The organism is Mesorhizobium sp. ORS 3428 (genome assembly GCF_001854785.1).
Lineage (GTDB): Bacteria > Pseudomonadota > Alphaproteobacteria > Rhizobiales > Rhizobiaceae > Mesorhizobium.
The window spans coordinates 1-21,099 of the sequence record NZ_MDFL01000149.1; the positions used below are offsets into that span (position 1 = coordinate 1).

Below are 21,099 nucleotides of genomic sequence, written 5' to 3' on the forward strand. Positions count from 1 at the left end.
GCGCTGCAGGATGTCGAGCATTCTGATCTCGAACTCATCCAACTGAGGCATCTTCACTCCCTATCGCATAATTTTGAGCGAAGCTTACCTCAAAATCGGCCACCGGGCTACAAACAAGGCTGATTTGCCTCGCCGGCTGCGGCTACCATGATAGCACGATCCACGGATCATGGTCTTGAGGAGGAAAAAATGGCGATCAGCGTTGCCGACTATGCCCGCGAATGCGCAGCGCAGGGCCTTCGCGGCGACTATTCGGTCTGCCGCGCCGATTTCACCGTGGCGCAGGACTACAACTATTCGGCCGAGGAGCAGGCGGTTTGGCGCACGCTCTGCGACCGCCAGACGAAGTTGACGCAGAGGCTGGCGCACCGTGCCTATCTCGACGGCGTCGCCRCACTTGGGCTGCTCGACAAAATTCCGGATTTCGACGCGGTCAGYGAGAAGCTCAGCAAGCTGACCGGCTGGGAGATCGTGGCGGTGCCCGGCCTTATTCCCGCCGGCCCCTTCTTCGACCATCTGGYCAGCCGCCGCTTCCCGGTCACCAACTGGCTGCGGACCCRCAAGGAACTCGACTACATCGTCGAGCCGGACATGTTCCACGACTTCTTCGGCCATGTGCCGATCCTCACCCAGCCGGTGTTTGCCGACTTCATGCAGATGTATGGCGACAAGGCCGAGGACGTGATCGCGCTCGGCGGCGACGAGATGATCACCCGTCTCTACTGGTACAGCGCCGAGTACGGCCTCATCCAGGAACAGGGCCAGCCGCTCAAGGCATTCGGCGCCGGGCTGATGTCCTCCTTCACGGAGTTGCAGTTCGCGGTCGAGAGCAAGGACGCCCATCACGTGCCGTTCGATCTCGAGACGGTGATGCGCACCGGCTATGAAATCGACAAGTTCCAGCGCGCCTATTTCGTRCTGCCGTCCTTCGACGCGCTGCGCGATGCCTTCGCCGGCGGCGATCTCGCCGGCATCGTCGCGCGGTTCAAGGGCCAGCCGGCGCTCGATCCGGCCACCGTTTAGGCCTCGTGCGGCGCGCTTTAAGTCTTTGTTTTGATGCATGTCGTTCTCCCAAAACCGCTGCGCACTTTTGGGCGACATGCATTAAGGTCCGGCTTTCGCCCAGCCGGCCGTCAGAGCGGTTCAGTTGCCGTGAAGGTGGCTGAACCGCTCTGGGTTTGTTTGGAAGGCAGGCAATCGGCGTATTCTTGTCGCTGCGGCATCATCCGCCATCCGCCGGCTCGGCCTTGAGCCTCGCCAGCTGCTCGCTCTGCAGGTCGAGCGCGGCGTTGATGAAGCGCAGCACGGTCGCCAGTTCGGCGTCGCTGAAGCTCGCCACCACCTTTTCTCCTTCCCGCGCGATGGCGCCGTAGTAACGCACCGAGAGCTGCCTGGTCAGCTCGGTCGCCTCAATCACCACCTTGCGCCGGTCCTCCAGACTGCGTGTCCTGGCCAGCCCGGGGCCTCAAGCGGCCTCCGAAATGTCGCGATCGAGAATCGACAGGTTGCGGCCGCGATGCTTGGCCTCATAGAGCCTGCGATCGGCAGCGCGCATCAGTTCCGACACGGTGGCACTCTCGCCGCAGGTGATGCCGCCGATCGAGACGGTCAACGGTACCGTTCGCTCGTCGACAGGCCGGAAGCGGATCAGCTCGACCTCTCGGCGGATGCGCTCGGCGACGCGCTTGGCTTCCGCCTCGGTGGCGCCGATCAGGAAGGCAGCAAACTCCTCGCCGCCGATGCGGCCGAGCACATCGCCGCTGCGCACGCCGCGCTCGATGGCGGCGGCGATCAGAAGCAGCGCATCGTCGCCGGTCAGGTRACCGTAATTGTCGTTGATGGTCTTGAAGTGATCGGCATCGATGATCAGCAGCGCACCGCGATCGGCCTTGCGCCGGGAGCCGTCGAGYGCGGCGAAGAAGGTCTCGCGATTGAGCATGCCGGTCATGTCGTCGCGGCTTGCCTTCTCCGACAGGCGCCTGTGGGCGGCGGCGAGCTGCGCATGGGCGCGGGCAAGCTCGCGATGCGCATTCTTCAGGCGGTCGCTTTGCCAGAAGGTACCGGCGCTGGCGATCCAGGCAAGCATTAGCGGGCAAAGCGTGGACGTCAGCCAGACGGTGCGACTGATCGGAAAGCCCATTGCCGGGACCACAATCAGTGTCAACAAAAGCGAGACTGCGACCGAAGCGAACGCTACGGCTGCGGACTTCAAAACGATGCGACTCATCGCTGACTCCCCACGGACCACCTCTGTGCCAGCTAGCGCTGAAGGCGACCTTTCGGAGACGGTTAAAATTTGAAACGAGCCGCCATTTTCACGACGCATGACGCGTGGAAGTTGTGGATAAATTCAGCGCCGGCATGCCATAAGGAAGCCATGACAACGACACCCGACCCCGCGCGATTTGCCCATGTCACGGACTGGGTGTTCGACCTCGACAACACGCTCTATCCGCACCATTCGAACCTGTTYGCGCAGATCGACGTGAAGATGACGGCCTATGTGAGCGAGCTTTTGACCTTGTCGCGCGAGGATGCGCGCAGGCTGCAGAAGGAACTCTACCAGRAGTATGGCACGACGCTGAACGGGCTGATGGCGCGCCACGGCATCGACCCCGACGACTTCCTCGAGAAGGTGCACGACATCGACTATTCCTGGCTGGTGCCCGATCCGGTGCTGGGCGCCGCGATCCGCCAGCTGCCCGGCCGCAAGTTCATCTTCACCAATGGCGACCGCAGGCATGCCGAGCGCGCAGCGCGCCAGCTCGGCGTATTGGACCATTTCGACGACATCTTCGACATTGTCGCGGCCGRCTTGAATCCCAAGCCGGCGCGCCAGACCTATGAAAGGTTCGCCGAGCTGCATTCCGTCACCGGCCACAACGCGGTGATGTTCGAGGATCTGGCGCGCAACCTCGCGGTGCCGAAATCGCTCGGCATGACCACGGTGCTGGTCGTGCCGCGCAATTTCGAGCCGACCTTCTCGGAGATCTGGGAGCGCGATCCCGCCCACGAGGACGACGTGGATTTCGTCACCGACAATCTCGCGGGCTTCCTGACGGCGATCGTCGAAGTCACGGCCTGAGCCGTCCCTGGATACCTGTGTTTCYTGGCCGCGCCGCCGAGCCCAGCCAGCCCGCGGGTCGGGAGAGGCTCTCTCTCAGAGACCGTAGAAGCGGCGGATGATGTCCCAGGCTTCTTCGGCGGTGTCGACGAAATCGATGATGTCCTGGTCGCCGGGCGAGATGGTGCCTTGCTCAGCGAGGAAGTCGAGGTCGATCGCCCTTTGCCAGAACGCCTTGCCGAACAGGATCACCGGCACGCGTTCCATGCGCCCGGTCTGGATCAGCGTCAGCGTCTCGAAGAATTCGTCCATCGTGCCGAAGCCGCCCGGAAAGACGGCAACCGCCTTGGCGCGCATAACGAAATGCATCTTACGGATGGCGAAATAGTGGAAGTTGAAGCAGAGCTCCGGCGTCACATAGGCGTTCGGCGCCTGCTCGTGCGGCAGCACGATGTTGAGGCCGATCGACGGCGCGCCGACATCGTCGGCGCCGCGATTGCCCGCCTCCATGACGCCCGGTCCGCCGCCGGTGACGACGACATATTCGCGATAATAGGAAGTGGCCGACTGCTGCGAGCAGAGGCGGGCGAACTTGCGCGCCTCGTCGTAGTATTTGCTGTTCAGCTCGAGGTTCTTCTTCTGCGTCTCGTTCTTCGCCGCCCAGGCAACGCCGCCGGGCTCGGGCAGCCGCGCACCGCCGAACAGGATGACCGTCGAACGGATGCCGCGCTCGGCAAGGATCATCTCGGGTTYCAACAGTTCGAGCTGAAGGCGCACCGGGCGCAGTTCGCGCCGCGTCATGAAGTCGGGATCGTTCCAGGCCAGGCGGTAGGTTTCCGCCCGCGTCTGCGGCGTGTCCGGCACGCTCTTCGACCGCTCCAGATCCTCGTCCGAATGCGGCAACGGCGTCCAGCCCGCCTTGTCCATGGGTGTCATTGAGTCCACCGTTCCAATTCCCTTACTTGCGCCGTTCCATGACGCAGCCGCGATTGACCCTCATCAAGGCATCACATAGGGTCCGCGCGATCTCAAAACAGGTTAGGGCRCAGCCCTTAACAGCTTTGTAATGGAGCAAATTCATGTCGAAGCCCGATCTGGCGAGCCTCGAAAAGACCATCGAAAAGGCCTTCGAGGAGCGCGATACGATTTCGACCGCGACCCGCGGCGAAACGCGCGACGCCATCCAGTCGGCGCTCGACCTGCTCGACCGCGGCGTGGCGCGYGTCGCCGAGCGGCAGCATGACGRCAAATGGCTTGTAAACCAGTGGCTGAAGAAGGCGGTGCTGCTCTCCTTCAGGCTGAACCCGATGGAGATCATCAAGGGCGGCCCGGGCCAGGCGGTCTGGTGGGACAAGGTGCCGTCCAAATTCGACGGCTGGGGCGCCGTCGATTTCGAGAAGGCCGGCTTCCGCGCCGTGCCGTCCTCCGTCGTGCGCCGCTYGGCCTATGTCGCGCCCGGCGCCGTGCTGATGCCGTCCTTCGTCAATGTCGGCGCCTATGTCGACTCAGGCACGATGGTCGACACCTGGGCCTCGGTCGGCTCCTGCGCCCAGATCGGCAAGAACGTGCATCTGTCCGGCGGCGTCGGCATCGGCGGCGTGCTGGAGCCGATGCAGGCCGGCCCGACTATCATCGAGGACAATTGCTTCATCGGCGCGCGATCCGAAGTGGTCGAAGGCTGCATCGTGCGCGAAGGCTCGGTGYTCGGCATGGGTGTGTTCATCGGACAGTCGACCAAGATCGTCGACCGGGCGACTGGCGAGGTCTTCTATGGCGAGGTGCCRGCAAATTCCGTCGTGGTCGCCGGATCGCTGCYGGGCAAGCCGCTGCCCAACGGCGAGCCGGGCCCCAGCCTCTACTGCGCCGTCATCGTCAAGCGCGTCGACGCCAAGACCCGGYCCAAGACCTCGATCAACGAATTGCTGCGCGATTGATCTTTTCCTGAAACGGACGCACCTTCCGCCCGCGCGACATTCCGTCGCGCTGGTTCAACACGGAGGGGCGTTATGGACTGGAAATATCTGCTGACGAGTTTCGACGGTCGCATCAACCGAGCCAAGTTCTGGGCCGGCATCGGCGCATTCATCGTTCTCGCTATTGTTGCCTTCATTCTCGACTCGATTCTCGGCACGCGCTTCACCACCGGCGGTGGCGGCCAGTTCGGCGTCGTCGGCATCCTCGTCATGCTGGCGTCGWTCTATTTCGCGATTGCTCTCTATGCCAAACGCTGGCACGACCGTAACAAGTCGGGCTGGTGGACGCTGATCGGCCTCATACCCATCATCGGCGGCATTTGGCTGCTGGTCGAACTCGGCATCCTGGAAGGCACCAGAGGCGCCAATCAATACGGACCGGACCCGCTTGCCTGAGAAATCGGACTTCATCTGGCTCTTCTTCAAAACCTCGGGCCGCGTCAGCCGCGCGGCCTATTTTCTCGGCGGATTGCTGGTTGCCCTCATCCAGGTATTCCCGCTCTACCGTTTCACGCTGGTGCCGGAAGGCTCGGCCGAGAGCAATTTGTGGTCCTTCGTCTTCTTCCTCACCTTCCTCGCATCGCTGTGGTCGAACATCGTGCTGGCGGTGAAGCGGCTGCATGACCTCGACAAACCCGGCATCGCGGCGCTGGTGCTGTTCGTTCCCGTCGTGTCGATCGTCGCTTTCCTGGTGCTCTGCCTGTTTCCGGGACACCCCGGCGCCAATCGCTACGGCAGCCGAACGAACGCGCCGGCCGACCRCTGAGCGCCGCAGCCGCGCRCCATCGCACACACTGATCAAAGGCGGCCGGTGACCTTGTCCGGCGTCAATCCCGGCGGGCCGCGCTTTTGCGCCTGCGCCTGATGCACCAGAGCCGCGACGCGCTCGATCGTCGGTGCCGRCGTGCCGACCTTCCTCGCCAGATTGAGCGCCGCGCCCTGCAACTCGTCGATCTCCGTCGGACGGCGGCGCTCGAGATCGTCCCACATCGAGGAGCGCGCTTCGCGATCGATCGCGAGCATGCGCCACGCCAGCAGTCCGAACAGCCAGTCGGGCAACCTCAGCATTTTCGGCAGCAGCGACGGCGGCAGGCCGGTGATGCGCGCCGGCACCATGCCGGCAGCCTTCATCGCCGCGAGCGCCTCGTCGATCTGGCCGGCCAGGATTGCGCGCCAGCGGCGGTCGGCAAGCTCGCGCGCCAAYGGCAGGCCGGAGAGCGCCACGAGCGCGTTGTYGAGGTTCATCAAGAGCTTGCTCCACAGCATCGCCTTCATGTCGGAACAGGCTTCGACCCCAAGCCCTTCGACATCGAGCAGCCCAACAAGGCTTGCCACACCTTCCTCGATCACCACCTTGCCTTCGCTCGCGCGATGYACGCGGAACGGCGTCTCGCCATCCKGGGACTGCACGACGTTGAACGCCACCATRCCGGCAAGCACGCGCCGTTCCGGGAGCCTGGCGCGCAGCTTGTCGGCGTTGTCGACGCCATTCTGCAGACTGACCGCAATAGCGTCGGGGCGCGCATGGGCCGCGACAAGCGCGGCCATCTCCTCGGTCGCGCCGCTCTTCACCGTGACGAGGACGATATCGGCGTTGCGCAGCGCCAATGAGGGATCGTCGGTGACCGCGAGCGCCTCAGGGTMGATGCGGCGATCGCGGCCGTCGAGATCGCTGACCCGAAGCCCTTCCTTGCGCATGACCTCGACGATGCGGCCGCGTCCAAGGAAGTTGACCTTTCGCCCGGCGAGCGCCAGGCAGCCGCCGACATARCAGCCGATGCTGCCGGCGCCGGCAATCGCGATCGTCTTTCCTTCGTTGGCCATGCGATCATCTTGTCCTGGCTCGCGCGACTATACGACATGACAACCATATTGTCGGCGGCTTGGTCGGCGATCATCTGCCACCGTGACAGGCCTAATGCTTTCGACTATCGCTTTGCCCATGAAATTGCCGACCGATCCCGCCCAGAACCTTGCCGCCCTGATCCGCTRTCCTTCCGTGACGCCAGCCGAGGGGGGCGCGCTGCAGGTGCTGGAGGGAATGCTGAAGCCGCTCGGCTTCTCGGTCGAACGGCCGGTGTTCTCGGAAGGCGGCACGCCGGACATCGAAAATCTCTATGCACGACGCTCCGRCAACGGCCCGCATCTGATGTTTGCCGGCCATACAGACGTGGTGCCGGYCGGCGACGAGGCCGCCTGGACGCATCCGCCCTTTGCCGCCGAGATCGTCAATGGCGAGATGTATGGCCGCGGCGCCGTCGACATGAAGGGCGGCATCGCCTGCTTCGTCGCCGCGGTGGCGCGGCATATCGAGAAGAATGGCGGGCCGAAAGGCTCGGTGTCGCTGCTGATCACCGGCGACGAGGAAGGGCCGGCCATCAACGGCACGACGAAGCTGCTCGACTGGGCGGCCGCCAAGGGCGAGAGATGGGATGCCTCTGTCGTCGGCGAGCCGACCAATCCGGATGCGCTCGGCGACATGATCAAGATCGGCCGGCGCGGGTCGCTCTCCGGCAGCGTCATCGTCAATGGCCGCCAGGGCYATGCCGCCTATCCGCAGCTTRCCGACRACCCGGTGYGCGGTCTGATGAGCCTGGTCGATGCGTTGCTTCATCCGGCATTCGACAAGGGAACGAAGGACTTCCAGCCGACCAATCTGGAAGTGACTTCAATCGATGTCGGCAATGCGGCGACCAACGTCATCCCGGCCAAGGCCACCRCCGCGTTCAACAWCCGCTTCAACGACGCCTGGGATGCCGAAACGATCCAGGCCGAGATCCACAACCGGCTCGACCAGGCAGCGGGCCGCAAGAAATACCGGCCGGGCAAGAAGACTGCGGTCGACTACGAGCTCGTCTGGCGCGACCGGCCGAGCCATGTCTTYCTCACCCGCGATGACAAGCTGATCGACACGCTGAGCCGATCGGTTGCGGCGGTGGTCGGCAAGACGCCGGCGCTCTCCACCTCCGGCGGCACGTCGGACGCACGCTTCATCAAGGATTATTGCCCGGTGGTCGAGTTCGGCCTGGTCGGCAAAACCATGCACATGGTGGACGAGCGTGTCGCGATCGCCGACCTTGAGACGCTGACGCTTGTCTACGAACGTTTCATCGAAGACTGGTTCGGACAAGGTCTTACGTGACCATGCTCTCAGCGGACGAAACCTTTGCTTCGCTAGCCGGCGCCTGGCGCTTGATGTTCGGCAGGACTGACGGCCTGCGCATGCTCGACCTGTCGGCGGACGGTTTCTGGAATTCCTTCTTTGCTATCATCGTGGCGGCGCCGGCGCTGATCGTCGGCTGGGTCGGCATCGCCAACGAGATCGGCGACCCGAACGCATTTGCCGRCCGCCTCAGCATGCTGCTGAAGTTGGCGACGGTCGATATCGGCTCCTGGGTGCTGCCGCTGGTCGCGCTTGCGCTGGTGGCGCCGCGGGCCGGCATCGGCGGCCGCTTCGTCCACTATGTCGTCGCCTCCAACTGGGCCTCCGCGATCATTGCCTGGCTGATGCTGCCGTCGGCGCTGCTCAGGCTCTTCCTGCCTTCGGGTGACGAGATCAGCGGCCTGGTCTCGCTGCTCTTGTTCGCACTGTCGATGGTGCTGACCTGGCGCATGACCAATGCGACGATCGGCAAGGGAGYGGCCGTCGGCACCGCGGTGTTTGCCGGCATGTTCGTGGCGTCGCTGCTCGTCCTGTTCGGCCTGCAGGCACTGCTCGGCATCGACATGCCCGACGGYGCGACGGGCTGATCTTCCGGCTGAAGGCCTCTTTCGATCCATCGACAATTGGTATGATAATTTCATACTGAAGCGGAGTGTTTATGTCCGCCACCGAGAAACGCACGTTCAGCTTACCTGTGGAGCAGGCCGCCTTCATCGACCAGCTCGTCCAGTCGGGCGCCTACGCAACCAGCAGCGAAGTCATCCGGGCCGGTCTTCGCGCCTTGCAGGAGCGCGATGCCGCCGTGGAGCGCTGGCTGCGCGAAGAGGTCGCTCCGACTTATGATGCGTGGAAGGCAAATCCCGGCAAGGGCATCTCGCCCGAGGAAATGGCCGAACGGGCGCGCAAGCGTCATGAGACCCATTCGCATAAGAAACCGTGAAGCATCGGGCTGTCGTCTACACGCCCGATGCGGGCGACGACCTCGATCGTATCTACAACATCATTGCAGAAGCCAGCAGCGCGATCACGGCAAACCGCTACGACAGTCGCATACGGGCCTTCTGYGAGGGAGCGCGGCACGCGTCGCGATGACGTACGACCGGACCTTCGGATCGTCGGATTTGAGCGCCGTGTAACCGTTGCTTTCGTCGTGGAGCCTGAACGCGTGGTGATTTTGCGCCTGTTCTATGGCGGAGCCAATTGGTCGGGCGAACTGGCCGAGGACGACGCTGACTGATCGGTGCGTCCTTCGGATGCTTGGGGATAATCAACGCCGACGAGAAAAAGCCCGTCCGGCGGGGCGACCTGGCCGCAGGCGGCACGGTCGCGCGCCTCGAGGGCCGCCTTGAGGTCGGCGGCGCTCCACGACCCGTCGCCCACGCGCCGCAAGGATCCCACCATCGAGCGCACCTGGTTGTGCAGGAAGGAGCGAGCCGAGGTCCGCACCTCGATAAAGTCGCCTGAGCGGCTGACGTCGAGACGCGCCAGCGTGCGGACCGGGCTCTCGGCCTGGCACTGGGTGGAGCGGAAGGTGGTGAAATCATGCCGCCCGAGCAACAGCTTGGCGGCTTCATGCATGGCCTCTGCGTCAAGCCGCTTCGGCACCCACCAGACCTTGCCCTTTTCCAGCGCCGAGGGGGCGCGGCGGTTGAGGATGCGGTAGAGGTAGTGGCGGGCGGTGGCGGAAAAGCGCGCGTCGAAGCTGTCGGCGACGAGCGCCGCCGTGAGGATGGCTATGCGCGCGCCGGCCGCCTGCAGATGGGCGTTGACGGCATCGCGCACCTTGTCGCCCTGCCAGGACTTTGCCAGATCGACATGCGCCACCTGGGCGGTGGCGTGAACGCCCGCATCGGTGCGGCCGGCGGCGCGCAACCTTACCTCCTCGCCRCAGAATTTGGCGATCGCCTGCTCGATCGCCTGCTGCACCGAAGGCTGGTCCGACTGATGCTGCCAGCCGGCGAATTGGCTGCCGTCATATTCGATATCGAGACGAAAACGCGGCATGCTCTTTGGTTCGCCTACGCTCGCCTAGGCGGCGAGCGCGGTGAAGGCCGAAGCGTAGACCAGCTTGCCGGCCTCGGGCGCATCGCCCCAGGCGAGAGCCTGGAGCGCTACGCCCTGATACTCGCTCTCGAATTTTTCGGCGCGGGCATGGGCATAGCCGAAGCGGCCGTAATAGGCCGGATCGCCGAGCACCACGGCCAGCGTCTCGCCGGCTTCCTTGAGGCGGACATGCGCCTCGCGGATCAGCGCGCCGCCGATGCCGGTACCGTGGAAGGACGGCTCGACCGCCAGCGGCGCCAGCGCCACGGCCGCGAAGCGCTTGCCGCCGTTCTGGACGAAAAGCCGCGAAAACAGGATGTGGCCGACAACCTGCCCGTCCTCTTCCGCCACCAATTCGACGACGGCGTCGCCGCCGGTGACCAAGGCGTCGACCAGGCCGGCCTCGGTCTGCTGGCCGAAGGCATGCTCTTCGACCAGGCGGATCGCCTCGCGATCCCGCGGCGTCGCCGCGCGTATCGACATCATGCTCATTTGAGTTTCATTCCTTTTTCGATCTTGGCCCCGCGCAAAAACTCCTGCGCGGCGGCGGGCCTTCCGCCCGCCCGTTGAACTTCGACCAGCCGGACCGCGCCCGACCCGCAGGCGACCGTCAGCCGGTCATCGAGAATTCCTCCCGACTCGCCGACGCCATCCGAGAGCGTCGAGCGAAGCAGTTTCAGCCGCTCCATGCGGCCACCAATTTCGACCTCGCTCCACGCRCCCGGAAAGGGCGAGAGGCCGCGAATGTGATTGTGGACTTCGCCGGCAGGCCGCGTCCAATCAACGCGTGTCTCCGATTTATCGATTTTTTTGGCGTAGGTCACCCCCGCCGTCRCCTGCGGGGTAAATGTCAGACAATTTATCCCCAATCGCGCGAGCGCTTCCACCATCAGCGAAGCGCCTATCGCCATCAGGCGGTCATGCAATTCGCCGGCCGTCATATCGGGGCCGATGGCGCATTTTTCAACCAATCCCACCGGGCCGGTGTCCAAACCTTCTTCCATGCGCATCACCATCATGCCGGTCTCGGCATCGCCGRCCATAACGGCGCGCTGGATGGGAGCAGCACCGCGCCAGCGAGGCAAAAGTGAGGCATGACCGTTGAGACAGCCGAGCCTGGTGGCCTCCAGAACCGCTTTCGGCAGAAGCAGGCCATAGGCAACGACCACGGCGACATCGGCCCGCAGGTCGGCAAAGGCTTGCTGGTCGGCCTCGCTCTTGAGCGACGTCGGCGTCCGCACCTCGAAGCCAAGCCGCTCCGCCTCGCGCTGCACGGGCGACGGCGTCAGTTCCAGCCCGCGCCGGCCGGCGGCGCGCGGCGGCTGCGTGTAAACGGCGGCGATTTCGTGGCCGGCCTCGGCGATGGCGCTGAGCGTCGGCACGGAAAAATCCGGCGTGCCCATGAAGATGACGCGAAGGGGCATGACCCCTAGCCCACCATCTTGCCCGGCGCCTTTTCCTTGGCGAGCTTCTTGAACTTCCTCACCACCATGTCGCRCTTCAGCTTCGAGATGTGGTCTATGAACAGCACACCGTTGAGATGGTCGATCTCGTGCTGCAGGCAGGTCGCCATCAGGCCTTCAGCCTGCATCTCCTGCAGCTTGCCGTCACGGTCGAGATATTTCACCCGCACGGCGGCGGGACGCTCGACCTCGGCATAATAGTCGGGGATCGACAGGCAGCCTTCCTCATAGACCGAGCGCTGGTCGGAGCTTTCGAGGATTTCCGGATTAATGAACACATGCGGCGACGGCGGCTCGCCTTCCTTGGCGAGGTCGATGACGAGCATGCGCAGCRRCTCGCCGATCTGGATCGCCRCCAGCCCGATGCCCGGCGCGTCATACATGGTCTCCAGCATGTCGTCGGCGAGCTTGCGCAAATCGCCGTCGACGCGCTCGACCGGTTTGGAAACCTGGCGCAGGAGGGGATCGGGAAGGATGATGAGCGGCTTGATCGACATGGCRTCTCACCTAAGACGTCGCCACAGCAGCGTCAACGGGGACATCTTGCAAATGTTCACGTTTTGATCTGTGCGAGCGGACCGAATCGGCTATGCTGCCGCCATGAACGACATGACCTCCATCCTTTCGGAACCGGTCGCGCAGCTCGGCGCCACCACGATCACGCTCGGCCAGGCGCTAGCCTTCGGGGCGGTATTGCTGTTCGCGTTGTTCCTGGCGCTTGTCATTGCGTTGTGGCGCGCGGCCAAGGCCCGCGCCGTGGCCGCGGCGGAGGCCGCGGACCATGCACGCGATACCGAGGCGCGGATGGCGGACATCCTGCAGGCGCAGGCAGAGATGCAAGGCCGCATGGGYGCGATCGCCGAAGTGTTCGGCGCCCGGCAGGCCGAACTCACCCAGTCGCTCGGCCAGCGACTAGATGCGATGACCGGCCGCCTGGGCCAGACCATGGCCGAGCAGACCAAGTCGACGCATGAAAGCCTGGCAAAGCTGCAGGAGCGGCTGGCGGTGATCGACACCGCGCAGGGCAACATCCAGTCGCTCGCCGGCCAGGTCGTGCAGCTGCAGGCGATCCTCTCCAACAAGCAGACGCGCGGCGCCTTCGGCCAGTCGCGCATGGAGGCGATCATCGCCGACGGCCTGCCGCATGGCGCCTATGAGTTCCAGGCGAGCCTCTCCAACGGCAGCCGGCCGGACTGCCTGGTCAGGATGCCCAACGGCGCGCCCGCGCTCGCCATCGACGCCAAATTCCCGCTGGAGGCGTGGAACGCCATCCGCGCCGCCGAGAGTGCCGATCTGCAGAAGGTGGCGGCGCAGGCGTTCCGCCGCGACATCGAGGTGCATGTCCGCGATATCGCTGAAAAATACCTGATCCAGGGCGAGACGCAGGACACAGCTTTCATGTTCGTGCCGTCGGAATCGGTGTTCGCCGAGATCCACGAGAATTTCGAGGCTGTGGTGCAGAAGGCGCATCGCGCTCGCGTCGTCATCGTCTCGCCGTCGCTGCTGATGCTGTCGATCCAGGTCATCCAGGCAATCCTGAAGGACGCGCGCATGCGCGAGCAGGCGCATCTGATCCAGGGCGAGGTGATCCGGCTGATGGAGGACGTGGCGCGCGTCGACGAGCGGGTGCGCCGGCTGCAGACGCATTTCGGCCAGGCGACCAAGGATATCGACGACATCCTCGTCTCTACATCGAAAGTGACCAAGYGCGGCCAGAAGATCGAGGCGCTGGAATTCGGCGAAGGCGAGACCGAGCCGCCGCGCGGTGGCGTGACCAAGGTCGAGCCCGGCGGGCGGGTTGCGGATTCAAAGACGGGCCAGTTGCGGCTCAGGGTGGTCGAGGGCGACGAGTAGTTTCTTCGGCGCAGCAATCCCCGAAAGAAGTTACAGTCCAGGTCGCGATCCTTCGCACCCCCTCTGCCCTGCCGGGCATCTCCCCCACTTGGGGAGATTGGCTACTRCTCCTCGACGATCCTGGTGCCTTCGAATTCCGGCAGCCAATGCAGCGCCGAGCGATGCCAGTACTGTGTCCTCGGCACCAGCTGGTCGCGCTGGCGGGCCGTGCCGGTCCTGATGCCGTAGATCTTCGGCCCGTCGCCGACCGACGTGGCGTAAAGATGCGAACCGCAGTCGCCGCAAAAGCCCTGGGCGCGCTTGGCGCCGCTCGACCCGGTCTTGATATAGACCTTGGGCGTGCCCTTGGTGATGCGAAAGTCCTTCTCCGGCACGCCAACGGTGACGCGGAACGCGGTGCCGGTGAGTTGCTGGCAATCCGTGCAGTGGCAGATCGAGGTCTTCTCGGGATCGACCTCCGCCTCATAGGTGATGGCGCCGCAATGGCACCCGCCGTCGATCTTCATCGGCCTTCTCCTCTTCGTGGTCAGCCGAAACAGCCTAGTCCTCGCCGGCGGCCCCGGCCAGTGGTGCTGTGGCGGGACCAAGATCGCCGGCGATTTCCGGGATCTACCGCGGCGGAGAACCCGCCGGTTTTCGACGGAATTCGGTTGACATCCGGGATGCCGGCTTCCCGCGCGGAAAGCGGGCTCTTGCGGTCCGGCATTTCTCTTGTTTCACTCTGGTCGCCCACAAATCGGAGGAGCGRATCATGGCAAAAGGTGCGATGAAGGCGGGCAAGGAACCCCGCAAGCCGAAGAAGGACGCGAAGAAGYCAGCCGCGGCCCCGGCTCCGAAGGCGCCGCCGGTCAAGGCGATGCGCATCAAGGAGAAGTAGGCGGCCAGCGCGCCCGATCCGTCTCGATGCGGATTTGAACCGGCGGCATGTCGCATGCTGCCGGTGTTTTGTTGATTGGCGAGCAGGCTGCTATATCCAAGCCGCGAGGACGACCTCGCGCTTCCCCGCAATCCGGCCGGGACGACCCGCCACTTCAAGCATCGAATGCGCGATGCTGTACCGACGGAGCGTTCGCGATGTCCTGGATTTATCTCTTCTTTGCCGGCCTGTTCGAGATCGGCTGGGCGATCGGCCTCAAATATACCGACGGCTTCTCGAGGCCGCTGCCGACCGTCCTCACCGTCGCATCGATGACAATCAGCCTGGGCCTGCTCGGGTTGGCGCTGAAGACATTGCCAGTCGGTACGGCCTATGCGGTGTGGACCGGCATCGGCACCGTCGGCACGGCCCTGCTTGGCATCTGGCTGCTCGGCGAGCCGGCGACCGCGGTGCGGCTTGCCTGCATCGGCCTGATCGTCTGCGGCATCGTCGGGCTGAAGCTGGTGGCCTGACACGGGCCGGCCCGCCATCGGCAGAATCATCTTCGCGCAATTCCGGACGGAAAAAGCGCTATGCACTTTTCCTGGAATTGCGCCGGGACAAACGCCTTCAGGGCCGCCGCCGGCGACCCTGAACCATCTTCGAACGAAACCGTGTAGTTAGCGGGCGGAGAAGCCCGGCGGCTGGCGGCCCACGCGTGCCTTGCGGGCGGCGTAGCGCGCGTCGCGCTTGGCCTTGCGCTCGGCCTCTTCGGCGAGTAGACGCGCGATGCGCTCCGCCTCCTCGGCCTCGCGGCGCTTGGCCTCCTCGGCCGCCGCCGCCTCCGCGGCACGGCGGGCCAATTCGGCTGCCGCCTCGCGCTCGGCCCTCTCGGCCGCTTCGCGCGCCAGCTGTTCCTGCTTCAGTCTGGCCTTCTCGGCCTCGCGGATCGCACGGGCCTCGAGGATCGCCTTGCGTTCGGCCTGACGCGCCAGCACCGCTGGATCATCCGCCGCCGGCCTTGCCTTGAAGCGCTCCAGGAGCGCCTTCTTTGCCTCGTTCGCGGCGTTGCGCCGCTCGAAAATGTCTTTTTCCCTGTAGATAGCCAAGTCCACTTCCCTGCAGTCAATTCGCGACGCTTAGATAACGCGCGAAGTGAGGCTTACATACGCGCGAAAGTCATGAGTTCAAGCGCCAAAACGGTATGCCAGCCATGAAAATATGGGCTGTTGCCGCCGGGATACGTCGCTGCTGCGCGATGCACTGTTCACAGATCGCGCCACTGGCGGGCAGCAGAGCCGATCGCTACCTCTAGCGCCAATTGGGTATCCCCTCAGGATCGATCGTCAGGACAAAGCAAGATGGAACTCGGCCTCTACACTTTCGCGGATGTCAGCCCCGAACCCGGCCCCGGCGCCATCGGACCGCATGAACGGCTGCGCAACCTGATCGAGGAGGTCGAACTGGCCGATCAGGTCGGTCTCGACGTGTTTGGCCTCGRCGAGCATCACCGTCCCGACTACGCAGCCTCGGCGCCGGTGGTGGCGCTGGCGGCGGCCGCGGAGCGGACGAAGCGCATCAAGCTCACCAGCGCGGTCACCGTGCTTTCGTCCGACGACCCGGTGCGCGTCTTCCAACAGTTCGCGACGCTCGACCTGCTGTCCAGCGGCCGCGCCGAAATCATGGCCGGACGCGGCTCCTTCATCGAGTCCTTCCCATTGTTCGGCTACAATCTCGAAGACTATGACGAGCTCTTTGCCGAGAAGCTCGACCTCTTGCTTGCCATTCGCGATCGGGTGACTGTGACGTGGCAGGGGCGCTTGCGAGCGCCGATCAACGGTCGCGGCGTCTATCCGCGCCCCTTCCAGGACAAGCTGCCGATCTGGATCGCGATCGGCGGCACGCCGCAATCGGCCGCGCGGGCGGGCGCGCTCGGCCTGCCGCTAGCGCTTGCCATCATCGGCGGCGAGCCGGCCCGCTTCGCGCCGCTGTTCGAGCTCTATCGCGAAGCGGCGAGGCGCGCCGGCAGCGATCCTGCCTCGCTCGCCACCAGCCTCAACGTGCACGGCTTCATCGCCGAGACCACGCAGATAGCGGCGGACGACTTCTACGGACCGCAGGCGGAAGTGATGAACCRCATCGGCCGCGAGCGCGGCTGGGGACCGACCTCGCGGGCGCATTTCGACCAGGCGCGCGRGCCGAACGGCGCGCTGTTCGTCGGCAATCCCGAGCAGGTGGCCGAAAAGATCGTTGCCCAGCATAAGATCTTCGGCAACGACCGCTTCCTGCTGCAGATGGCGATCGGYGCCATGCCGCATGCCAAGATCATGAAGGCGATTGAGCTCTACGGCACCAAGGTGGCGCCGATCGTGCGGAGCGAGACGGCGAAGGCCGCGTCCGCCGCACCGGCGCCCGCCGCCTGAAGACACCAGGTCTTTTGACCACTGCCGGTTAGAGCGGTTCATCGTCTCCCGGAGACGCAGAGCCGCTCTAACTCTTTGTTTTGACTCAATTCCGGATGGAAAGCCCTTTCACACTTTCCCGGAATTGCACTGACGGAACCTTGGCGCGGCGAGYACGTTTCCCCGGACGATCGCACCGGTAGCGGTGCTCGTGGGGAACCGATGAAAGCCGACACGACCGCTTCGGGCGCGAGCGTTGCCGAAAGCGCCGATCAGCGTGGCGGAGCGCGCGGCGAGTTGCGGCTGATGCGATCGCTGCTGATCGGCATCTTCGCTCTGCTGACGGTATTCGCGCTTTATTTCGGCCGCGCCTTCTTCATGCCGGTGATCCTCGCCTTCCTGCTGGCGCTGACGCTGACGCCGATTGTGCGCTTCCTGCGCAAGCACGGCATTCCCGACGCCCTCTCCGCGACCTTCCTGGTGGTGCTCTCCCTCTTCTTCGTCGCCAGCGCCGGCTATCTCCTCAGCGGCCCGGTCATCGAGCTCATCAACAACGCCTCGTCGATCGGCCACCAGGTCGCGGAGCGGCTGGCGCCGTTCAAGCGTCCGCTCGAAACGTTCATAGACATCTCGCGCCAGTTGGAGGCRCTGACCGAAACCGCGCAGGAGCCGGGCGTGCAGAAGGTTGCGGTGGCGTCCTCGGGCATTCTGCCAACGGCGGCCAGCAACATACTGGAGGCAGGCACCAGCATCACCATCGTCTTCGTGCTGTCGCTGTTCCTGCTCGCCTCGGGAACCCTGTTCTACGAGAAGATCGTCCAGTCCTTTGCCAGCCTCAGTCAGAAGAAGCGGGCGCTGCGCGTCGTCTATGACGTCGAGCGCGAGATCTCGCATTACCTGCTCACCGTCGCGGTCATCAATGCCGGCCTCGGCACGGTGATCGGGCTCGGCCTTTGGGGGCTCGGCATGCCGAACCCGCTTGTCTGGGGCGCGGCCGCGGCATTGCTCAATTTCCTGCCCTATGTCGGCGCGTTCATGACCATCCTCCTCGTGACTGCCATCGCGCTGATCAGCTTCGACTCGATTTCCTACGCGCTGCTGGCGCCGGCTTTCGTGCTGTTGTGCGACGTGGTCGAGGGCCAGTTCGTGACACCGGCTGTGGTCGGCCGACGGCTCGAGATAAATGCGGTGGCGATCTTCATCGCCATCGCCTTCTGGTCCTGGCTGTGGGGTTTCGTCGGCGCGCTGATGGCCGTGCCGCTGCTGGTGGTCATCAAGGTGTTCTGCGATCATTTCGACGGCCTCAGCCATGTCGGCAACTTCCTGGCGGCGCAGCAGGCAATCCTCATCGATGACGAGGGGGCCGAGATCAACCACAAGTCCGGGGCCTAACGCCCTGGCCCAATGTCGAACCGCTGCCGTTTGTTTGCGGCGCCGGAGGGGAGTGCCTATATCGGGCCGGTCAAGCCGGACCTTGCGTTGATGAGCGACTTCGATCTCGATGCCTATTTCGCCCGCATCGGCTATAGCGGGCCGACCGACAGCTCGCTCGCCACGCTGCGGGCGCTGCATTTGGCCCATCCGCAGGCGATCCCGTTCGAGAACATCGATCCGTTGATGGGTGTCTCCGTCGGGCTCGATCCGGCTTCACTGCAGGACAAGGTCTTCAAACGCGGYCGCGGCGGCTATTGCTTCGAGCACAATCTGATCTTCATGCGCGCGCTTGCAGAGCTGGGCTTCAGCGTCAGCGGCCTCGCGGCGCGCGTTCTGTGGGGTCAGCCGGACGACGCCGTCACCGCGCGCAGCCATATGCTGCTGCGTGTCGATCTCGACGGAAAGACTTACATCGCCGATGTCGGCTTCGGCGGCCTRACGCTGACGGCGCCGCTGCTGCTTGAAGCCGGGCTCGAACAGCAGACGCCGCATGAGACGTTCCGCATCGTCGAGGAAACCGATCACTTTCGCCTGCAAGCCAATGTCGGCGGCGCCAATCTCGGCGGCAACTGGCGCACGCTCTATCGCTTCGACATGCAGCGGGCCTACGAGGTCGACTATCAGGTAAGCAGCCATTTCCTGTCTACGCATCCGAGCTCRCATTTTCTGTCGACCCTGGTTGCCGCRCGCGCCCTGCCCGACCGGCGCTACRGGCTGCGCAACGACCGGCTGTCGATCCACCATCTTGGCGGTCTGAGCGAGCAGCGGGAGATCGCGACGGCCGCCGAACTCGCCGACGTGCTGGAGAACCAGCTTGCCATCGTCATTCCTGACCGTGCCGCCTTCGAGGCGAGGCTGCGGCAGAAGAACATCGTGGAGACCTGATCAATGACGGCCCTTTCGGTTCTCRACCTGTCGCCGATCACGCAAGGCAGCAATGCCTCCCAGTCGCTCACCAATTCGCTAGACCTGGCCCGCCACGCAGAACGGCTGGGCTACAGGCGCTATTGGCTCGCCGAGCATCACAATATGCCCGGCATCGCCAGCGCCGCGACCTCGGTGGTCATCGCGCATGTGGCCGGYGGCACGAAGACGATCCGCGTCGGCGCCGGCGGCATCATGCTGCCCAACCATGCGCCGCTGGTGATTGCCGAGCAATTCGRCACGCTGGCCGCGCTTTTCCCCGGCCGCATCGACCTTGGCCTCGGCCGCGCGCCGGGCACCGACATGCTGACGGCCCGGGCGCTGCGCCGCAATCTGGAGGCCGGCGACAACTTCCCTCAGGACGTTGTCGAGCTGATGGGCTATTTCCAGCCGGCCGAGGAAGGGCAGCGCATCCGTGCGGTGCCGGGCGAAGGCCAGGACGTGCCGATCTGGATCCTGGGCTCCAGCCTCTACGGCGCGCAGCTCGCGGCACTGCTTGGCCTGCMCTATGCGTTCGCCTCGCATTTCGCGCCGGCCGAGCTCGACCATGCGCTGGAAGTCTATCGCTCGCGCTTMCAGCCGTCGGCCCAGCTCGACAAGCCCTATGTGATGCTCGGCCTCAATGTCTTTGCCGCGCCGACGGATGCCGAGGCGAAGCTGCTGTTCACCTCGCTCCAACAGGCCTTCGTCAATCTGCGCAGCGGCCGGCCGGGCCAATTGCCGCCGCCGGTCGAAAATTATGAYCGCGACCTCGATCCGGTGGCCAAGACCATRCTYAGCCAGGYGCTGTCCTGCGCTGTCGTCGGTTCTCCGGAGACGGTGCGCCAGGGCATCGACGCCTTCGTGCGGCGCACCGGCGCCGACGAATTGATGGTGACGGCGCAGATGTTCGACCACGCGGCGCGGGTGCGCTCCTTCGAGATCCTGGCGGACGTGCACGGATCGCTCTCGCAAGCGGCGTGACCGCTCAGCCTTTTGCCTGACAGGCTTGTCTGCTAAGGGGCGGCCGTACTCCTCAAGCGCGAGCCTTTCGGTGACCGACGACCTCGACCAGCGCATGCATTTCGCCATCGATCTTGCGCGGCGCGCCGGCGAGCTTGGGCTGAAATACTTTCACGATCTCGAAAACCTGGCCATCGAGAGCAAGGGCCATCAGGACCTGATTTCCGACGGCGACCGGGAAGTGGAGCTCTTCATCCGCGCGGCGATCGCCGAGGCTTATCCGGAGGACGGCATTGTCGGCGAGGAGCATGCGCCGGTGATCGGCAAGACCGGCCATGTCTGGGTGATCGACCCGATCGACGGCACCGCCAATTTCGTGCGCGGCATTCCGGCCTGGGCGGTGGTGATCGCCTGCGCCAAGGACGGCGAAACCATCGTCGGCGTCATCCACGAGGCCTCGACCGGCGAGACCTTTCATGGCCGCCTGGGCGGCGGCGCCTTCATCAACGGCCGGCCGATCAAGGCAAGYGCCGCCACCGCGCTTTCCGAGGGCTCGGTCGGGACCGGCCTTTCCAACCGCGCCGCAACCGAACATRTCGCGGTGCTGGTCGGCATGATCATGGCGGAAGGCGGCGTCTTCTTCAGAAATGCCTCGGGCGCCTTGATGCTCGCCTATGCCGCGGCCGGCCGGCTGCTCGGTTATGTCGAGGAGCACATGAATGCCTGGGACTGCCTGGCCGGYATGCTGCTGGTCGAAGAGGCGGGCGGTACGGTGCTGAAGCCCGACCCGAAGACGGTGCTGCGGGAAGGAACGCTGGTGATTGCCGGCGGGAGCAACATCTTCCCGAAGCTGCGTGCGCTTTRCACTGAAGCTTTCGGTACCTGATCCTTCGGGACGATGGCATCGACGCCGCGGCGCGAGGGCGGCCTAAAGCGCGTCACGACCTTTCAGATTCGCTCCATGCGCTTTACGTTTTTGAC

The 21,099-nt window shown here is 64.7% G+C and carries 26 protein-coding genes; 16 read left to right on the forward strand and 10 right to left on the reverse strand.

Annotation, left to right across the window (positions count from 1 at the left end; all coding sequences use genetic code 11):
- Positions 1–189: 189 nt before the first annotated feature.
- On the forward strand, positions 190–1,023 hold the full coding sequence (gene phhA, locus ORS3428_RS25115; RefSeq protein WP_071100985.1) for a phenylalanine 4-monooxygenase: 834 nt from the start codon (positions 190–192) through the stop codon (positions 1,021–1,023).
- A 199-nt stretch (positions 1,024–1,222) separates the two neighbouring features.
- Here the strand turns inward: phhA and ORS3428_RS25120 are convergent, their stop codons facing one another.
- Together ORS3428_RS25120 and ORS3428_RS25125 are read right to left on the reverse strand one after the other, a co-directional pair.
- On the reverse strand, positions 1,223–1,420 hold the full coding sequence (locus ORS3428_RS25120; RefSeq protein WP_071100986.1) for a hypothetical protein: 198 nt from the start codon (positions 1,418–1,420) through the stop codon (positions 1,223–1,225).
- A 45-nt stretch (positions 1,421–1,465) separates the two neighbouring features.
- Positions 1,466–2,227 (reverse strand): GGDEF domain-containing protein, encoded by a 762-nt coding sequence (locus ORS3428_RS25125; RefSeq protein ID WP_071100987.1) that lies wholly within the window; start codon positions 2,225–2,227, stop codon positions 1,466–1,468.
- 150 nt (positions 2,228–2,377) lie between these two features.
- On the opposite strand from ORS3428_RS25125, the gene ORS3428_RS25130 reads away from it, so the two are divergent.
- Entirely contained in the window at positions 2,378–3,085 is a 708-nt protein-coding gene (locus ORS3428_RS25130; protein WP_071100988.1) for a pyrimidine 5'-nucleotidase, read from the forward strand.
- 75 nt (positions 3,086–3,160) lie between these two features.
- Here ORS3428_RS25130 and ORS3428_RS25135 read toward each other — a convergent pair whose 3' ends face one another.
- On the reverse strand, positions 3,161–4,000 hold the full coding sequence (locus tag ORS3428_RS25135; RefSeq protein ID WP_108723180.1) for an LOG family protein: 840 nt from the start codon (positions 3,998–4,000) through the stop codon (positions 3,161–3,163).
- Positions 4,001–4,143: 143 nt separating this feature from the next.
- On the opposite strand from ORS3428_RS25135, the gene dapD reads away from it, so the two are divergent.
- The 3 genes from dapD (at position 4,144) to ORS3428_RS25150 (ending at position 5,803) form a co-directional block, all read left to right on the forward strand.
- On the forward strand, positions 4,144–4,998 hold the full coding sequence (gene dapD, locus ORS3428_RS25140; protein ID WP_071100990.1) for a 2,3,4,5-tetrahydropyridine-2,6-dicarboxylate N-succinyltransferase: 855 nt from the start codon (positions 4,144–4,146) through the stop codon (positions 4,996–4,998).
- 72 nt (positions 4,999–5,070) lie between these two features.
- Positions 5,071–5,433 (forward strand): DUF805 domain-containing protein, encoded by a 363-nt coding sequence (locus tag ORS3428_RS25145; protein WP_071100991.1) that lies wholly within the window; start codon positions 5,071–5,073, stop codon positions 5,431–5,433.
- Positions 5,426–5,803: a DUF805 domain-containing protein gene (locus tag ORS3428_RS25150; RefSeq protein ID WP_071100992.1), complete on the forward strand. Its 378-nt coding sequence runs from the start codon at positions 5,426–5,428 to the stop codon at positions 5,801–5,803. The genes ORS3428_RS25145 and ORS3428_RS25150 overlap by 8 nt, the downstream gene beginning before the upstream one ends.
- Positions 5,804–5,835: 32 nt before the next feature.
- Here ORS3428_RS25150 and ORS3428_RS25155 read toward each other — a convergent pair whose 3' ends face one another.
- The gene (locus ORS3428_RS25155; RefSeq protein WP_071100993.1) at positions 5,836–6,861 is read right to left on the reverse strand and encodes a 2-dehydropantoate 2-reductase; all 1,026 of its coding nucleotides are present in this window, start codon (positions 6,859–6,861) and stop codon (positions 5,836–5,838) included.
- A gap of 118 nt (positions 6,862–6,979) precedes the next feature.
- Here ORS3428_RS25155 and dapE point away from each other — a divergent pair, with 118 nt between their 5' ends.
- The 3 genes from dapE (at position 6,980) to ORS3428_RS25170 (ending at position 9,140) form a co-directional block, all read left to right on the forward strand.
- Positions 6,980–8,179: a succinyl-diaminopimelate desuccinylase gene (gene dapE, locus ORS3428_RS25160; RefSeq protein ID WP_071100994.1), complete on the forward strand. Its 1,200-nt coding sequence runs from the start codon at positions 6,980–6,982 to the stop codon at positions 8,177–8,179.
- Between the two features lie 2 nt (positions 8,180–8,181).
- Positions 8,182–8,787 carry a transporter gene (locus ORS3428_RS25165; protein ID WP_071100995.1) on the forward strand — a complete coding sequence of 202 codons (606 nt, stop codon included), beginning with the start codon at positions 8,182–8,184 and terminating at the stop codon, positions 8,785–8,787.
- Positions 8,788–8,858: 71 nt separating this feature from the next.
- Positions 8,859–9,140 (forward strand): type II toxin-antitoxin system ParD family antitoxin, encoded by a 282-nt coding sequence (locus ORS3428_RS25170; protein ID WP_071100996.1) that lies wholly within the window; start codon positions 8,859–8,861, stop codon positions 9,138–9,140.
- A 245-nt stretch (positions 9,141–9,385) separates the two neighbouring features.
- Here the strand turns inward: ORS3428_RS25170 and truA are convergent, their stop codons facing one another.
- Genes truA through def form a run of 4 tightly spaced genes read right to left on the reverse strand, consistent with a single transcriptional unit; the run spans position 9,386 to position 12,203 of the window.
- The gene (truA, locus tag ORS3428_RS25180; protein ID WP_071100997.1) at positions 9,386–10,204 is read right to left on the reverse strand and encodes a tRNA pseudouridine(38-40) synthase TruA; all 819 of its coding nucleotides are present in this window, start codon (positions 10,202–10,204) and stop codon (positions 9,386–9,388) included.
- A 24-nt stretch (positions 10,205–10,228) separates the two neighbouring features.
- Positions 10,229–10,735, reverse strand: coding sequence for a GNAT family N-acetyltransferase (locus ORS3428_RS25185; RefSeq protein ID WP_071100998.1), 507 nt, complete (start codon positions 10,733–10,735; stop codon positions 10,229–10,231).
- A complete protein-coding gene (fmt, locus tag ORS3428_RS25190) occupies positions 10,732–11,667 on the reverse strand; it encodes a methionyl-tRNA formyltransferase (protein WP_071100999.1) in 936 nt (311 codons plus the stop codon). The genes ORS3428_RS25185 and fmt overlap by 4 nt, the downstream gene beginning before the upstream one ends.
- A 5-nt stretch (positions 11,668–11,672) precedes the next feature.
- Positions 11,673–12,203: a peptide deformylase gene (gene def / locus ORS3428_RS25195; protein WP_071101000.1), complete on the reverse strand. Its 531-nt coding sequence runs from the start codon at positions 12,201–12,203 to the stop codon at positions 11,673–11,675.
- 103 nt (positions 12,204–12,306) lie between these two features.
- Between def and ORS3428_RS25200 the strand changes: the two genes are divergently transcribed.
- The gene (locus ORS3428_RS25200; RefSeq protein WP_071101001.1) at positions 12,307–13,560 is read left to right on the forward strand and encodes a DNA recombination protein RmuC; all 1,254 of its coding nucleotides are present in this window, start codon (positions 12,307–12,309) and stop codon (positions 13,558–13,560) included.
- A 101-nt stretch (positions 13,561–13,661) separates the two neighbouring features.
- Here ORS3428_RS25200 and ORS3428_RS25205 read toward each other — a convergent pair whose 3' ends face one another.
- Positions 13,662–14,066 carry a GFA family protein gene (locus ORS3428_RS25205; RefSeq protein ID WP_071101002.1) on the reverse strand — a complete coding sequence of 135 codons (405 nt, stop codon included), beginning with the start codon at positions 14,064–14,066 and terminating at the stop codon, positions 13,662–13,664.
- Between the two features lie 245 nt (positions 14,067–14,311).
- Between ORS3428_RS25205 and ORS3428_RS34265 the strand changes: the two genes are divergently transcribed.
- Both ORS3428_RS34265 and sugE read left to right on the forward strand, forming a co-directional pair.
- Complete coding sequence (locus ORS3428_RS34265) at positions 14,312–14,437, forward strand: hypothetical protein (RefSeq protein ID WP_108723181.1); 126 nt, start codon at positions 14,312–14,314, stop codon at positions 14,435–14,437.
- A 197-nt stretch (positions 14,438–14,634) separates the two neighbouring features.
- Positions 14,635–14,949: a quaternary ammonium compound efflux SMR transporter SugE gene (gene sugE / locus ORS3428_RS25210; protein ID WP_071101003.1), complete on the forward strand. Its 315-nt coding sequence runs from the start codon at positions 14,635–14,637 to the stop codon at positions 14,947–14,949.
- Between the two features lie 147 nt (positions 14,950–15,096).
- Here sugE and ORS3428_RS25215 read toward each other — a convergent pair whose 3' ends face one another.
- The gene (locus ORS3428_RS25215; RefSeq protein ID WP_071101004.1) at positions 15,097–15,525 is read right to left on the reverse strand and encodes a DUF6481 family protein; all 429 of its coding nucleotides are present in this window, start codon (positions 15,523–15,525) and stop codon (positions 15,097–15,099) included.
- 252 nt (positions 15,526–15,777) lie between these two features.
- Between ORS3428_RS25215 and ORS3428_RS25220 the strand changes: the two genes are divergently transcribed.
- The 5 genes from ORS3428_RS25220 to ORS3428_RS25240 all read left to right on the forward strand — a co-directional run bounded on the left by ORS3428_RS25220 (position 15,778) and on the right by ORS3428_RS25240 (position 21,004).
- Complete coding sequence (locus ORS3428_RS25220) at positions 15,778–16,839, forward strand: LLM class flavin-dependent oxidoreductase (RefSeq protein ID WP_071101005.1); 1,062 nt, start codon at positions 15,778–15,780, stop codon at positions 16,837–16,839.
- Between the two features lie 201 nt (positions 16,840–17,040).
- Positions 17,041–18,210 carry an AI-2E family transporter gene (locus tag ORS3428_RS25225; RefSeq protein WP_071101006.1) on the forward strand — a complete coding sequence of 390 codons (1,170 nt, stop codon included), beginning with the start codon at positions 17,041–17,043 and terminating at the stop codon, positions 18,208–18,210.
- 90 nt (positions 18,211–18,300) lie between these two features.
- Complete coding sequence (locus ORS3428_RS25230; protein ID WP_071101024.1) at positions 18,301–19,137, forward strand: arylamine N-acetyltransferase family protein; 837 nt, start codon at positions 18,301–18,303, stop codon at positions 19,135–19,137.
- 3 nt (positions 19,138–19,140) lie between these two features.
- A complete protein-coding gene (locus tag ORS3428_RS25235; RefSeq protein ID WP_071101007.1) occupies positions 19,141–20,139 on the forward strand; it encodes an LLM class flavin-dependent oxidoreductase in 999 nt (332 codons plus the stop codon).
- Positions 20,140–20,209: 70 nt separating this feature from the next.
- A complete protein-coding gene (locus ORS3428_RS25240; RefSeq protein ID WP_071101008.1) occupies positions 20,210–21,004 on the forward strand; it encodes an inositol monophosphatase family protein in 795 nt (264 codons plus the stop codon).
- The last annotated feature ends 95 nt before the right edge of the window (positions 21,005–21,099 follow it).